The organism is Sphingomonas panni (assembly GCF_022664435.1).
GTDB lineage: Bacteria > Pseudomonadota > Alphaproteobacteria > Sphingomonadales > Sphingomonadaceae > Sphingomonas > Sphingomonas panni.
The window spans coordinates 31,353-44,858 of record NZ_JAKREU010000009.1 but is presented as its reverse complement, the minus strand read 5'-3'; the positions used below and the strand labels follow the sequence as shown (position 1 = coordinate 44,858).

General features: G+C 69.9%; 14 protein-coding genes and 1 riboswitch. Of the genes, 2 read left to right on the top strand and 12 right to left on the bottom strand.

What is annotated here, in order from left to right:
- The first annotated feature begins 116 nt into the window (after positions 1 to 116).
- Positions 117 to 950, top strand: coding sequence for a glycoside hydrolase family 16 protein (locus tag MF609_RS15985; protein WP_242417148.1), 834 nt, complete (start codon positions 117 to 119; stop codon positions 948 to 950).
- Here the strand turns inward: MF609_RS15985 and MF609_RS15980 are convergent.
- From MF609_RS15980 to MF609_RS15930, 11 genes are read right to left on the bottom strand one after another with little or no spacing between them, the layout of a single operon-like run.
- The gene (locus tag MF609_RS15980) at positions 932 to 1,471 is read right to left on the bottom strand and encodes a histidine phosphatase family protein (RefSeq protein ID WP_242417147.1); all 540 of its coding nucleotides are present in this window, start codon (positions 1,469 to 1,471) and stop codon (positions 932 to 934) included. The genes MF609_RS15985 and MF609_RS15980 overlap by 19 nt on opposite strands.
- Positions 1,468 to 2,241 carry an adenosylcobinamide-GDP ribazoletransferase gene (gene cobS, locus MF609_RS15975; RefSeq protein WP_242417146.1) on the bottom strand — a complete coding sequence of 258 codons (774 nt, stop codon included), beginning with the start codon at positions 2,239 to 2,241 and terminating at the stop codon, positions 1,468 to 1,470. The genes MF609_RS15980 and cobS overlap by 4 nt, the downstream gene beginning before the upstream one ends.
- Positions 2,231 to 3,235 carry a nicotinate-nucleotide--dimethylbenzimidazole phosphoribosyltransferase gene (cobT, locus tag MF609_RS15970; protein ID WP_242417145.1) on the bottom strand — a complete coding sequence of 335 codons (1,005 nt, stop codon included), beginning with the start codon at positions 3,233 to 3,235 and terminating at the stop codon, positions 2,231 to 2,233. The genes cobS and cobT overlap by 11 nt, the downstream gene beginning before the upstream one ends.
- Complete coding sequence (locus MF609_RS15965) at positions 3,232 to 4,689, bottom strand: cobyric acid synthase (protein ID WP_242417144.1); 1,458 nt, start codon at positions 4,687 to 4,689, stop codon at positions 3,232 to 3,234. Before MF609_RS15965 ends, cobT begins: the two co-directional genes overlap by 4 nt.
- Positions 4,677 to 5,546 (bottom strand): adenosylcobinamide-phosphate synthase CbiB, encoded by an 870-nt coding sequence (gene cbiB, locus MF609_RS15960; protein ID WP_242417239.1) that lies wholly within the window; start codon positions 5,544 to 5,546, stop codon positions 4,677 to 4,679. The genes MF609_RS15965 and cbiB overlap by 13 nt, the downstream gene beginning before the upstream one ends.
- Complete coding sequence (locus MF609_RS15955) at positions 5,546 to 6,316, bottom strand: ABC transporter ATP-binding protein (protein ID WP_242417143.1); 771 nt, start codon at positions 6,314 to 6,316, stop codon at positions 5,546 to 5,548. The genes cbiB and MF609_RS15955 overlap by 1 nt, the downstream gene beginning before the upstream one ends.
- Positions 6,313 to 7,275, bottom strand: a complete 963-nt coding sequence (locus MF609_RS15950; protein WP_242417142.1) for a FecCD family ABC transporter permease — start codon at positions 7,273 to 7,275, stop codon at positions 6,313 to 6,315. Before MF609_RS15950 ends, MF609_RS15955 begins: the two co-directional genes overlap by 4 nt.
- Complete coding sequence (locus tag MF609_RS15945) at positions 7,272 to 8,078, bottom strand: ABC transporter substrate-binding protein (protein ID WP_242417141.1); 807 nt, start codon at positions 8,076 to 8,078, stop codon at positions 7,272 to 7,274. Before MF609_RS15945 ends, MF609_RS15950 begins: the two co-directional genes overlap by 4 nt.
- A complete protein-coding gene (gene cobO / locus MF609_RS15940) occupies positions 8,075 to 8,686 on the bottom strand; it encodes a cob(I)yrinic acid a,c-diamide adenosyltransferase (RefSeq protein ID WP_242417140.1) in 612 nt (203 codons plus the stop codon). Before cobO ends, MF609_RS15945 begins: the two co-directional genes overlap by 4 nt.
- Complete coding sequence (locus MF609_RS15935; RefSeq protein ID WP_242417139.1) at positions 8,683 to 9,642, bottom strand: aminotransferase class I/II-fold pyridoxal phosphate-dependent enzyme; 960 nt, start codon at positions 9,640 to 9,642, stop codon at positions 8,683 to 8,685. Before MF609_RS15935 ends, cobO begins: the two co-directional genes overlap by 4 nt.
- Positions 9,643 to 9,646: 4 nt before the next feature.
- Positions 9,647 to 11,575, bottom strand: coding sequence for a TonB-dependent receptor plug domain-containing protein (locus MF609_RS15930; protein ID WP_242417138.1), 1,929 nt, complete (start codon positions 11,573 to 11,575; stop codon positions 9,647 to 9,649).
- Positions 11,576 to 11,708: 133 nt separating this feature from the next.
- Positions 11,709 to 11,909: riboswitch (cobalamin riboswitch) on the bottom strand.
- A gap of 25 nt (positions 11,910 to 11,934) precedes the next feature.
- On the opposite strand from MF609_RS15930, the gene cobU reads away from it, so the two are divergent.
- A complete protein-coding gene (cobU, locus tag MF609_RS15925; RefSeq protein WP_242417137.1) occupies positions 11,935 to 12,450 on the top strand; it encodes a bifunctional adenosylcobinamide kinase/adenosylcobinamide-phosphate guanylyltransferase in 516 nt (171 codons plus the stop codon).
- 93 nt (positions 12,451 to 12,543) lie between these two features.
- On the opposite strand, the gene MF609_RS15920 is transcribed toward cobU, so the two are convergent.
- A complete protein-coding gene (locus tag MF609_RS15920; protein ID WP_242417136.1) occupies positions 12,544 to 13,431 on the bottom strand; it encodes an NmrA family NAD(P)-binding protein in 888 nt (295 codons plus the stop codon).
- Positions 13,432 to 13,506: the final 75 nt, after the last annotated feature.

Sequence of the window (13,506 nt, the reverse complement as noted above, 5' to 3'; positions counted from 1 at the left end):
GAACGGTCCGTGCCGACAGGGGTTGCGCTTAACCCTGCGCTCTTTCTACCCTAGGTGCAGGCCCGGACGAAACCGGCGCGATTTCAGGAGGATGGCCGATGGGCAGGACGATATGGATGCTGGCGACCCTTGGTCTTTCGGCCGTGGCACCGGCACAGGACCAGCCCGCGACGCTCGGTGCGTCGAACCATGCGGTCGATGTCGCCATCGGGCCGCCGACCACCGCGCCGAGCTTTGCCGACGAATTTACCGGCAAGCGGATCGATCCGGCCCATTGGCGCTTCGACACCAGCCGCAACAAGGCCGGCTGGCACAATAACGAACGCCAATATTATGCGCCCGCCGACACCCCGGCCAATGCGCGGACCGAACAGGGCGCGCTGGTGATCGAGGCTCGCCGCGAAAAGCCTAAGGGTGCGGATTCGGGCGGGCAGGACTATACCTCCGCGCGCATCGTCTCGACCCGGCCGATGGGCTATGGCTTTTACGACATCCGGGCGAAGCTGCCCTGCGGGCGTGGAATCTGGCCGGCGCTGTGGATGCTGCCGCCGGAGGGCAAATGGCCCGACGAGGGCGAGATCGATATCCTCGAACTGGTCGGCTACGAACCCGATCTGGTTCATGCAACGCTGCATACCGGGGCGTTCAACCATGCCAGGGGCACGCAGCGCGGCGGGGCGATCAAGGTGCCGACCGCGTGCGGCCAATGGCATCGCTACCAGCTCGACTGGAAACCCGACGCGATCACCATCGGCATCGACGGACGCGGCTATATGCGCGTCGCCAACGACCAGCCCGGCGGTCGGGCCGCCTGGCCGTTCGACCGGCCGTTCAACCTCATCCTGAACGTCGCGGTCGGTGGGGACTGGGGCGGCAAGATGGGCATCGACGACAGCAAGTTCCCGCAATCGATGCAGGTCGATTACGTCCGCTACTGGCAGTATCGCTGAAGCGGGACGATCTCGCCGCACGGGGGAATGAAGTCCACTGCGCGCGTCAGCGGCTGTCCGGCCCGCAACGCGCGCAGCGTGGCGATCGGCCCGCCATGGGCGACGACCAGCACGGTCGCGTGCACCGGCAACGCGTCCCACGCCGCCGCTACCCGGTCGGCTAGTTCGCGCCCGGTTTCGCCGCCGCCGGGGCGATAGGTGTCGGGATCGGTCATCATGCCGTCCATCTCCGCGCCGCTCTCCCGCCAGATCGCGTCCCAGCGCCGCCCCTCCCACCGGCCGAAATCGCGCTCCAGCCAGCGCGGGTCTTCGACGACCGGCATGTCCTGCACCAGCATCGTCGCCAGCCGGCGGGTGCGCAGCGCGCCGGAATGGACCACCGCATCGACGACCGGCAGGTCGCGGACGATCCGGCGCGCCATCGCCCAACCTTCGCGGCTCCAGCCCATGTCGGACCGGCCGTAGCAGCGCCCCTTCCACGCCAGCGCGACCGGCGGATGACGCAGCAGCAGGACCTTCACCGCGCCGCGACCGCCAGCAGCACCGCCAGCTGCCCCATCGCGGCGGCAAAGCCGAGGCAATCGCCGGTACTCCCCCCGATCCGCCGCAGCAGGAACCGCGCCAGCCGCGCCAGCATCGCCGCCATCGCCAGCAGGGCGACAAGGAACGCGCCCGGTCGCGACCAGAGCAACGGCAACGTTCCCGGCAGCGCGAGCAGCATCGCCAGCGCCAGCCGCCCCCGCGCCATCCGACCCGCACGTACCGCCATCCCCGTGCCGCTGCCGACCGGCGCCACCAACGCCGCCAGCGTCACCGCACATAATCGTCCCAGCGTCGCCGCCGCGACGATCGCCACCAGTGCCAGCACCGGCGGCAACGCGACCATCGCCGCCACGCGCAGCAGCACGACCAGCCCCAGCCCCAGCGCGCCATAGCTGCCGATGCGGCTGTCCTTCATGATCGCCAGCGCGCGTTCGCCACTGGCCACGCCGCCGAACGCATCGCAGAAATCGGCGACGGCATCCTCATGGAACGCGCCGGTCAGCAGCGCCTCGAAGATCAGTGCCAGCACGGCGGCGACGACCGGCGGCCACCACCATTGCGCCAGTACGAAGGTCGCTCCGGTGACCAGCCCGATCAGCGTCCCGACCGGCGGCAGCCACGCCATCGCCCGTGCCAGTCCCACCGCCGCCTGTTCCCCGGTCAGCCGGGCGAGCGGTGGTACCGGCACGCGCGTCAGGAACTGCACCGCCAGCAGCGGCGCGGCCCAGCGCGGGGCTTCAGTCGGCACGATCCGCCCCGATCTGGTCCAGCCGCACGACATCGTTGAGCAACGCCGCCGCGGCATCGAGCAGCGGCAGCGCGGTCAGCGCCCCGCTCCCCTCGCCCAGCCGCATCTCCCAGTCGAGGACCGGCGTCAGCCCCAGCGCCGCGAGCGCCGCGCCATGCCCCGGTTCGGCCGAACGATGACCGGCGATCATCGCGCTTACGCTACCGGGCGCTAGCGCTTGCGCAATCAGCGCGGCGGCAGTCGTGACATAGCCGTCGAGCAGCAGCGTCACCCCGCGCGCCGCGCCGGTCGCATAGAAACCGGCCATTGCCGCGATCTCGAAGCCTGCGACCGATGCGATCGCCGCGCGCCGGTCGGGCATCGCCGCCGCCCGCGCCACGGCGGCCGTCACGACCCGACGCTTGTTCGCCAGCACCGCATCGTCGGCCCCCGCTCCCCGCCCGACCGCCGCATCGGGCGGGATCCCGGCGAGCAGCGCGGTCAGGCAGGCGGCCGGCGTCGTGTTGCCGATTCCCATCTCCCCCGCGATCAGCAGCACCGCCCCCGCTTCGATCGCCGCCTCGGCCTCCTCGACGCCCACGGCCCATGCCGCGTCGAACTGCGCGACGTCCATTGCCGCCCCTTGTCCCAGCGGTTGCGTGCCTTGCGCCACGCGCGCGTCGCGGAAATGGGGATGGGGCGCCAACTTCGGCGCGATCGTGCCAACATCCACCAGCTTCAGCGGGCAATCCGCAGCCGCCGCCAGCGCGTTGCTGGTCGCCCGCCCAGAGAGGATCGTCGCGACCATCATCTGCGTCACCTCGGACGGCCACGCCGACACTCCCTCCCCCACGCAACCATGATCGGCGGCGAACAGCACCGCCTGTCGCGGGGTGGTCCGCGCATCGATCCGCCGCTGCGTCAGCGCCAGTTCTTGGGCAAGCGCCTCCAGCCGCCCCATCGCCCCGCGCGGCTTGGCCAGCGCGTCCAGATGCGCGCGAATGTCGTCGATCATGCAGCCTCCCCGGCAATGTCCAGTAATGCGTCGATGTCCAGTACCGCCTCCAGCGCGGCGGCAACCCCGTCCAGCGCGGCGTCGACCGCCTCATGCCGGTCCAGCGGATCGGCGGCAGCCCCGATCCCGGTCAGCAGCGCGGTCCGCGCACTGGTCCGGTCGAACAGGCCGTGGACGTAGCAACCGGCGATCTGCCCGTCGCGCGCCGTCGCCCCGTCCGCCGTCCCGTCGTCGAACCGCAGGAACGACGGCGTACCCGGCGCGACCTGCGTCACACCGGCATGAATCTCATACCCGGCAAAGGCCGCACCCCCAAGCAACTCGCCCGTCACCGGCCGCGTCGTCTTGATACCGGCGATCACCGTCTCGACCGGCAGCAACCCCAGCCCCGCGACGCTGCCCGCCGACCCCTCGATTCCGTCCGGGTCGGCGATACGCCTGCCCAGCATCTGATATCCGCCGCAAATCCCCAGCACCCGCCCGCCCCGCCGGACATGCCCCGCGAGGTCGATGTCCCACCCCTGCTCCCGCAGGAAGGACAGATCGGCGATCGTCGCCTTGGTCCCCGGCAGGATCACCAGCGCCGCATCGCCCGGCAGCGGCTGGCCCGGCGGGATCATCCGCAACCGCACCGCCGGATCGTGCGCCAGCGCGTCGAAGTCGTCGAAATTGGCGATGCGCGACAACATCGGCACCGCGATCAGCGGCCCTTCGCTACCCTCGACGCCCCGCCCCAGCGCCACCGCATCCTCGGCGGGCAGGCGCGCGGCGTCGGCCAGCCACGGCACCAGCCCGATATCGCGCCACCCGGTCCGCGCGACGATCTCCGCCCGGCCATCGTCGAACAGCGCCGGATCACCCCGGAACTTGTTGACCAGAAAGCCGCGGATCATTGCCGCGTCCGCCGGATCGATCACCGCCTGCGTGCCGACCAGCGAGGCGATCACCCCGCCGCGATCGATATCGCCCGCCAGCACCACTAGCACCCCGGCCGCGCGCGCGAAGCCCATATTCGCGATGTCGCCGGCGCGCAGGTTGATCTCGGCCGGCGATCCCGCGCCTTCGACCACGACGATATCCGCCTCCGCCCGCAGCCGGCGATAGGCGGCAAGCACTTCGACAAGCAGCTCCGGCCGCCGCGCCCGATAATCGCCCGCGCGCATCACCCCCGTGACCCGCCCGCCGACGACCAGCTGCGACGTACGGTCGCTCTGCGGCTTCAGCAGCACCGGGTTCATGTCGGTCGTCGGCGCGACTTGGCACGCCATCGCCTGCAGGGCCTGCGCCCGGCCGATCTCGCCGCCATCGGCACAGACGGCGGCGTTGTTCGACATGTTCTGCGCCTTGAACGGCCGGACCCGCATCCCCCGGTTCGTCAGCAGCCGGCACAACCCGGCGACCAGCACCGACTTGCCGACGTCCGATCCGGTCCCCTGGATCATTACCCCAGCCATGGAAACAGCCCGACCAGCATCCACAGCAGCAGGCAGGCGGTGCGATAGATCACCAGCGCCCGCGCCAGATCGCGCGCATCGGGACGCGGCCCGTCGCCCAGTATCGCGCGCTGCGCCGGCTCCCCGTCATAGGTCACCGCCCCGCCCAGCCGCCGCCCCAGCGCCCCGGCCATCGCCGCCTCCGGCCAGCCGCCATTGGGCGAGGCATGGGACGGCGCATCGCGCCGCATCTCGCGCCAGCCGCCGCGCCCCGCCAGCGCGATCAGCGCACCCGCGATCCGCGCCGGCACGAAATTGACGATATCGTCCGCCCTGGCCAAAGCCCAGCCGAACGCGCACAGTTCCGGGGTGCGATGCCCAACCATCGAATCGGCGGTATTGATCGCCTTCACCGCGAACAGCCCCGGCAACCCGAACAGCAACAGGCCGAGTGCCGGTGCGACCACGCCGTCGCAGAAACTCTCCGCCAGGCTCTCGATCGCCGCCGTCGCCACCCCGGCTTCGTCGAGCGTATCGGTGTCACGCCCGACAATCATCGCCACCGCAGCCCGTGCCGCCGACAGGTCGCCTGCCGCCAGCGGCCGCGCCACCGCAGCGACATGGTCGTGCAGGCTGCGCTGTGCGAGTCCGGTCGTCGCGGCCAGCACGGTCACGATCGTTCCCATCCGCTCGATCACCCGCCCCAGCACGATCGACAGCGCGACCAGCAGCAGGACGAGGATGACACCCTCCAAACGCCGCCGCCGGTTCCAGCGTCGCTCGAACCCCGCGATCAGCGCGCCTACCCCCATCACCGGATGCCACCACCGCCGGGGATAGCCGATGCCCGCCTCGACGATCAGCGCGGCGAGCGGGATCACCGCGCGACCGGCAGGATGTAGCGATGCCCCTGCGCCGTATGCCCGATCTCCACATCGATGCCATAGGCTTCGGCAATGGCCGGCGCGGTCAGCACCGCCTCCGCCGCACCCGCCGCGACGATGCCCCCATCCTTCAGCAGCACCGCATCGTCGGCGACCCGCGCCGCCAGATGCAGGTCGTGCAGCACCAGCACCACGCCGCGCCCGCCACTCGCCACGCCGCGCAACCGCGCCAGCACGTCCAGCTGGTGCGCGGGGTCGAGGCTGGCGAGCGGTTCGTCGGCCAGTAACCAGTCCGGTTCCCCGGCCAGCACCCGCGCCAGCAGCGCGCGGCCCCGCTCGCCGCCCGACAGCCGTTCGACGCCCCGCCCGGCCAGCGCGGTCATGTCGGTCGCCGCCAGCGCCGCCGCCACTGCATCGCGATCCGCCTGCGTCTCGCCCCAGCGACCGCGATGCGCGAACCGGCCCAGTCCGACCAGCGTCGCCACATCGATATCCCAGTGGACATCGGCCGATTGCGGCAGCAACCCGATCGCCCGCGCCCGCGCCCGGCGGTCGATCGCCTGGACATCCTTCCCGCCCAGCCGGGCCGCGCCCGTATCCGGGCGGCGCAGCGCGGCCAAACAGGCGAGCAGGCTCGATTTGCCCGCGCCGTTGGCACCGAGCAGCACCGTCACCCGCCCCGGCCGAAAGCTGAACGATACATCGTCTAGCACGCGCTTGCCGCCCAGCGTCAGGCCGATCCCATCAGCCACCAGATCGGTCATGCCAGCCGCCTCCGCATCGCGATCAGCAGATAGAGGAAGAACGGCCCGCCCAGCATCGACATGGCGATCCCCAGCCGCAGCTCGCTGACGGTCGGGGCGAGCCGCACCAGACTGTCGGCAAAGGTCAGCAACACCGCCCCTGCCAGCGCCGAAGGCAGCAGGATCGCGGACGGCCGATTGCCCGCGAGCGGCCGGACCAGATGCGGCACGATCAGCCCGACGAAGCCGATCATTCCCGCCGTCGCCACCGATGCCCCGACTGTCAGCGCGATGCCCAGAATGACCAGCCGCTGCAACCGCGCCGGATCGACGCCCATTGACCGCGCCGCCGCCTCGCCCAGGGTCAGCGCATCGAGCGACCGCGCGGTCAGCGCCAATACGCCCATGCCGAGCGCGATCAGCGGTGCGGCAACCAGCACATCGTCCCAGCTGCGATCGGTCAGCGCGCCCAGCAGCCACGTCACGATCTGCGACGATACGAACGGCGTCGGCGCGAGGCTGATGGCAAGCGAGGTGAGCGACCCGGTGATGCTGGTCAGGATCATGCCGCCGAGCGTGAACAGCAACAGGCTGCCCGATCGTCCGGCGATCAGCGCGAGCAGCGTCATGGTGATGCCCGCTCCGACCAGCGCAAACCCCGGCAGCAGCCACATTTGCGCGGCGTAACCGAAATAGAGCGCGATCACCGCGCCGAACGCCGCGCCCGACGACACGCCGAACAGCCCCGGATCGGCCAGCGGATTGCGCAGATAGCCCTGCATCACCGCCCCCGACAGGCCGAGCGCGCCGCCGACCAGCAGCGCCAGTACGGTGCGCGGCAAGCGCAATTCGACGATGATGATCGATCGCGGATCGTCGGCGCTCCACGCATCGAGCGGCACCCATATTTTGCCTGCCGCGACCGACAGGGCGGCGGCGAGCAGCAGCAGGACGATGAGGCCAAGGGTCAGCCGCTTCATGCCGCCACCTTCGCACGGACCTGCCGCAACCGCGCCATTGCCGCGATGATCGTCGGCCCGCCGCAATTCATCAGCCGCGTCGGATAGGGCGCGACGGTGATGTGCTTCGCCAGCCGCCGCACTGCAGGGTGGCCGGTCATGCGGTCGTCCTGCACGCCCTCCGGCGCGGTCGACAGCAGCACCCGCGGCGGATCGGCGACCAGATATTCGAGCGGCAGCACGTCCCATTGCTTCAGGCCGTATGCGGCGCTCATGTTGCGGAATCCGGCGCGCTTCAACAGGTCGTCGGTCAGCGTACCGCTACCGGGTACCAAGCCGTTACCCTGCCATACCAACGCCCCGACCGGACGCGCTGAAGAGGGCGCGGCGGCAGCGGCAATGCGCGCCGCCAGCGCGTCACCCCGGTCGGCATGGCCGGTGGCCGCCGCGATCTCGCGGACCTGCGCCATGCTGTCGGGCACCGATTCCGCGACCGGATATTGCACCAGCCTGATCCGCAACCGCTTCAACGCGGCGATGGTCGCCGGTTCGACATGCGGCCCGGCAAGGACGATATCGGGGCGCAGCGCGACCACCTCCTCCGCCGTGCCCGACGTGGCCTTGAACCGGTTCGCCCAGCCAAGCGGGACCGAGGTCGCGCGCGCATCCTGCGAATAATGGCTGATCCCGACGATCTGCGCCGGATCGGCGACGCGGGCCAGCACCGCATCGACGCACGGATTGATCGACACGATCCGGGGCAGGCGCGGCGCGGCGGACACCAAAGCCGGTGCAACCAGCAACAAGGCGAGCGGACGGATCAATATTCGACGCCTTTCTGCGCCTTGAACCCGGCATGATAGGGATGCTTCACCTCGCCGAATTCGGTGATGAGGTCGGCGATCTCCAGCAGTTCGGGCTTCGCGTTGCGGCCGGTGACGCAGATATGCTTGGTCAGTGGCCGGCCTTTCAGGAAATCGACGATCTCTGCGACCGGCAGCGTGTCGTCGCGCAGCACGATGTTGAGTTCGTCGAGGATCACGAAGTCGATCGCAGGATCGAGGATCATCTCCTTCGAGCGTTCCCATGCCGCCCGCGCGGCGGCGATGTCCTGCGCGCGGTCCTGCGTTTCCCAGGTGAAGCCCTCGCCCATCACCTCGAAGCGGGCGAGGTCGGGATGCGCGTCGAAGAAGTTGCGCTCGCCCGTCTCCCATTTTCCCTTGACGTACTGGAGGATCGCGACCTTCATCCCCCAGCCGATGCTGCGGATCGCCATGCCGAACGCGCTGGACGACTTGCCCTTGCCATTGCCGGTATGGACGATCAGCAGCCCGCGTTCGAGCGTGCGGCGCGCCTGCATCTTTTCACGCGCCACCGCCATGCGCTGCATCCGGGCATTGTGGCGGGCGTAATCGTCGGGGGTCTCGGTCATCGGAAATACTCGGCAAGGGCATGGGTCAGGCGGGCCAGCGCCGCGCCGTCGGGCGGCAGGCCGATGCGCAGGCGACGCCGGTCGTCGGCGAACGGTCGGGTCAGGATGGCATGGTTGCACAGATGACGGAACAGGGCGTGCGCGTCGGGCGTGCCGATCAGCCGGAACAACGGCGCGGCCCCGATCCGCTCGCATCGCGACAGGGCGAGGTCGAGCAGGCTGCCGACCGTCTCGATCCGCTCCACCTGTTCCCCACGCCAAGCGGCATCCCGATAGGCGGCGATACCGATGGCGATCGCCGGCATCGACACCGGCCAGTCGCCCAGCAGGTGCCGCAGCGCCCCAGCAACGCGCGCGCCGGCGATGACGAAGCCCAGCCGGACACCGGGCAGGCCATAGAATTTGCCGAACGACCTGAGCACGATCAGCCGGTCCGACGCTTCGCCGCACAGGCCGGGGGCCGGGTCGGCATAGGCTTCGTCGACGACCACCGTCATCCGCTCGGCCAATGCCCGCAACCGCGCGGGCGGCGTCACCCGCCCATCGGGATTGGCCGGCGATGCCAGCACCAGCAGGTCGGCATCGCCCGGATCGGCCAGCGCCACGACGCTGCGCCCCCCGCCCCACGCCGCCGCGTGTCCGGCATAGCCCGGCCGCACCACCGCCGGCCGCTTCGCCGCCAGCACGACCGCAAGCAGTCGCAGCGCAAGGTCGGTACCGGGCACCGCCACGACCCGGGCGGGATCGGCGACGCCGAACGCCTGCGCCGCCGCCATTTCCAGCGCGGCCAGTTCGTCGGGTTCTGGCAGCTTCGTCAGGTCGGGGTAGAGCGTGTCGACGGGATAGGCCCATGGCGCGATGCCCGTCGACAGGTCGATCCACTCGCCCCCGCCGAACGCACGCGCAGCGGCAGCCACCCGGCCACCATGCGCGCAGAATTCGGCGAGGGATGTCATCGGATCAGTAGCGGACCCGGACACCGCCATAGGCGGCGCGGCCCGGCGTGCCGTACTGGAAGATGGTCTGGTAGCGTTCGTCGAACAGGTTCTCGACCCGGCCATAGACCTCGACCCGCTCGGTGATCGGCAACGACGCCCGCAGGTCGGTCAGGACATAGCCGTCCAGCCGGCGCGCGTTCGACGCATTGTCGAAACTGTCGCCGATCATCGTGACGGTCGCGCCGACGCCAAGACCGAATGCCCAGCGATAATCGGCGTTGACCGTCATGCTGTCCGCCGGACGCCGCGCCAGCTTGCGCCCGAAATTGGCGGTGCCGACCGAGCGGTTCTCCGCATCCAGCCACGTATAGGCCGCCGCGACGGTGAACGCCTCGACGGGTTTGAGCTTCAGCGCGAATTCCAGCCCCTTCGCCTCGGCGCGCTGGATATTGTCATAGGTGCCGAACGGACGCCCGGCACAGATGCCGGTGCCGTTGGCGGGGCAGGAAATGAACGCGATCAGGTCCTTCGACGTGCGGTCGAACCAGGTCGCGCTGGCCTCCACCGCGCCGTCCAGGGCGCGCTGGGTGATACCCGCGTCCCAGCCCTTCGACCGTTCCGGGGTCAGCTGCGCATTTCCGTATTCGCTCTGCAACTGGTACAGGGTCGGTGCCTTGAACCCTTCGGAATAGCTGGCGCGGAGCAGCGTGTTGCCGCCGTTGGGCGACCATACCCCGCTGCCCGAAAACACCGTCGCGCCGCCGAACACATTGTGATCGTCGTGGCGCACGCCGCCGGTCAACGTCAGATTCTCGATCGGGGTCACCGCCAGCTGGCCGTAGACGCCGAGCAGCCGCGCGCGGCCGGTCGTCGGCGTGCCGCCATAGCTCGCCGTGGTGAAGCGCGACACTTCACGCTCGACGCCGAAGGTCGCGAACACCACATCCGTGACGTCGAACGACCCCTGATAATCGATGCGGTCGTTGCGCCCCTTGCCCCGGAACGTCTCTGTGGGCGTGCCGTCGGGGTCGCGGTTGCTGCGATTGCTCTGGGTATGAGCATAGCCGATGCGGTTGCGGAACCGCCCGTCGAACAGCGCGGCGTTCAACCCGGTATAGCCGGTCCATTGCTCGGCCTTGCCCACTTCGCGCGTATCGCCGAAGGTGAAGGTCGGCGCGGGAAAGCCGTCGATCTCGGTCCGCCCGTTCGAATAAAAACCGCGCACGTCGACCGACACGCTGTCGGCCAGCGCGACCGACACGCTGCCGTTCGCGCCGTAGTTCCGGTATCCGTCCTTCTCACGCCCCGGCGCATAGGCCGAGATACCATCGGTGGTGAAAAACCCGCCGCCCAGGCTGGCCGATACCGGCCCGGCCTTGCCCGAGACATTGGCAAAGGCCTGTCCGGTGCCGAACGATCCGCCCTCGGCCCGTGCGTTGATCGCCAGCGCTTCGGTCGGCTGGCGGGTGATGAGGTTGACGACGCCGCCGATCGCCTGACTGCCCCACAGCACCGACTGCGCGCCGCGCAGCACTTCAATGCGGGCGATATTGCCGATCAGCAGGTTGCCGAAATTGAACCCGCCGCCCGGCGACGACGGATCGTTGAGCTTCACGCCGTCGATCAACGCCACGGTCTGGTCGCTGTCGCCGCCGCGGATGTTGACGCTGGTCGTGGTGCCCGGACCGCCGTTGCGGGTGACGGTGACGCCCGGCGTCTGGCGCAGCAGGTCGGACACGATCACCGCCTGCCGGGTTTCGATGGTCGCGGTGTCGAGCACGGTCACCGCCTGTCCGACGGTGTCGACCGGACGCGCCTCCCGGTTGGCGGTCACGACGATCTCGTCGTCGCTGCCGGCCACACGTTCGAGGCCGCTGGTCGACTGGGCGCTCTGGGCAAAGGCTGGGGTCGCCGCCAACAGGCAGGGCAGCAACAGGAAACGGGTCTTCATTCGGGTAATCCCCCTAGATGCAATCCGGGGGCGCACGCGACGGAAGCGGCAGACACCTGTCCCCCGCGCACACGACCCCAACGACGTCGTCACGCGAGGAAACCCTCGATCGCCCGGCACACCCCGTCCGCGCGAAGGACAACCGCGACGGGCAGGTCTCCTGGCTCGCGGGTCATCGCCTTGCCCGGCCTTCCCGGATTTGCATCCAGTGGCACACGGAGGAGCAGGGCTCGCCGGTCACAGTTGCGGGGGCAGCCCCGGATGACGCGTCGCAAACGCGCTTCCGGGTTCCCTTTTCATCCCATTTCTGGGAACCTGTCGCATCCGCGCCCTTAAAGCGCATCGGGGCACGGGACAAGATGGCGACGACAACCCTGTTCGTGGGCGGCGCGCGGTCGGGCAAGAGCCGGCTGGCGCAAGGTGCGTGCGAGGCGCTGCCGGGGCCGTGGACCTATCTCGCCACCGCGCAGGCGTGGGACGCGGAAATGGCCGACCGCATCGCCCGCCACCGCGCCGATCGCGGTCCCGGCTGGCGGACGGTCGAATGTCCGGTCGATCTGGCACCGGCGATCGCTGCGGCGGAGGGGCCGGTGCTGGTCGACTGCCTGACGCTATGGCTGACCAATGTCATGCTCGGCGGGCATGACGTGGCGCGGCATAGCGCCGACCTGATCGCCGCGATCGGCGCAGCACGGCATCCGCTGCTGCTGGTCAGCAACGAAGTGGGGCTGGGCATCGTGCCCGACCATCCGCTGGGCCGCGAATTTCGCGACGAGGCGGGGCGACTCAACCAGGCGGTGGCGGCGGCAGTCGAACGATGCTGGTTCGTGGTGGCGGGGATGGTGCTGCCGTTGCAGCGGTTCTCGCCATCGTAAGGGTACGTCATCCCAGCGCAGGCTGGGATCTCCCTCCGCCGGCGCAACGCTCCTGCGGCTTGATGCCCCAGCCTGCGCTGGGGCGACGGTCCCTCACGGACGGTCGGCCAACACGTCCCGCAAATCGGTCCACGCCACATCATACCGGCCGTTATCCACCGGTCCGCTCGGCGCGCGCCCGTCGAACATGTTATGGAGATACTGCATTCCCTGCCACGCCGGAAACACTTGGTCCCGCGCCGGGAACAGCCGCCGCGTCACCCCGATCATCCGGCCGAGCGCGCCCAGCGACCCGGCGCGCAGCAGGCCATAGGGCTTGCCCGTGACCTCCCCCATCAGTGCCGCCAGATCGCGCGCGCTGACCTCTGCGCCGGCGATCTGCAGGTTGCGGGGGGCTGCGGGGTCAAGCGCGGCGGCGGCGGTATAGGCCGCCACATCGTCCTTCGTCGTCAGCGCGAACTTCACATCGGCATCGCCCCAGTACAGCACGCGCCGCACCCGTCGCTGGATCAGCGGCATCTGCCCGTTCAGCATGTCGGCGAACGCGCCGTTGAAGATCGAGGTCGCCATGATCGGTGCGGTATCGATCCGGGTGCGGAACGCGCGACGCAGGTCGAAATTGCGGTTGGTACCGGTCGGCAGCGCGCGATAGTCGATCGAGAAGTCGGACGGGATGAACCGCGCCGCGCCGCCGCCCAGCGCCGCATCCAGTAGCTTCGTCTGGGTATCGAGGATCGTATCGCCCAGGCCGTTCAGCGCCGATACGACGCACACCACCCCGCGACAGGCGTGCGACAGCGCCTGGGCATCGTCGAAATCCACGACATGCGGGTCGGCCCCGATCGCCGCCAGCGCCGCGATCCGGTCGGGCGCGGTGCCGGCGCGGACCAGCGCGCGCACCTTCGCCCCGCGCGCCACCGCCGCCTTCGCGATCCGGCTGCCAAGGTCGCCAGTGGCCCCGGCGACGATGATCGTGTCCATGTTCGTTCCCCGTAATCCTCCCCGGCGAACTGCCGTCCCCGTCGTGCGTTCCCCCGCATCGTAACGCAAGGGGGC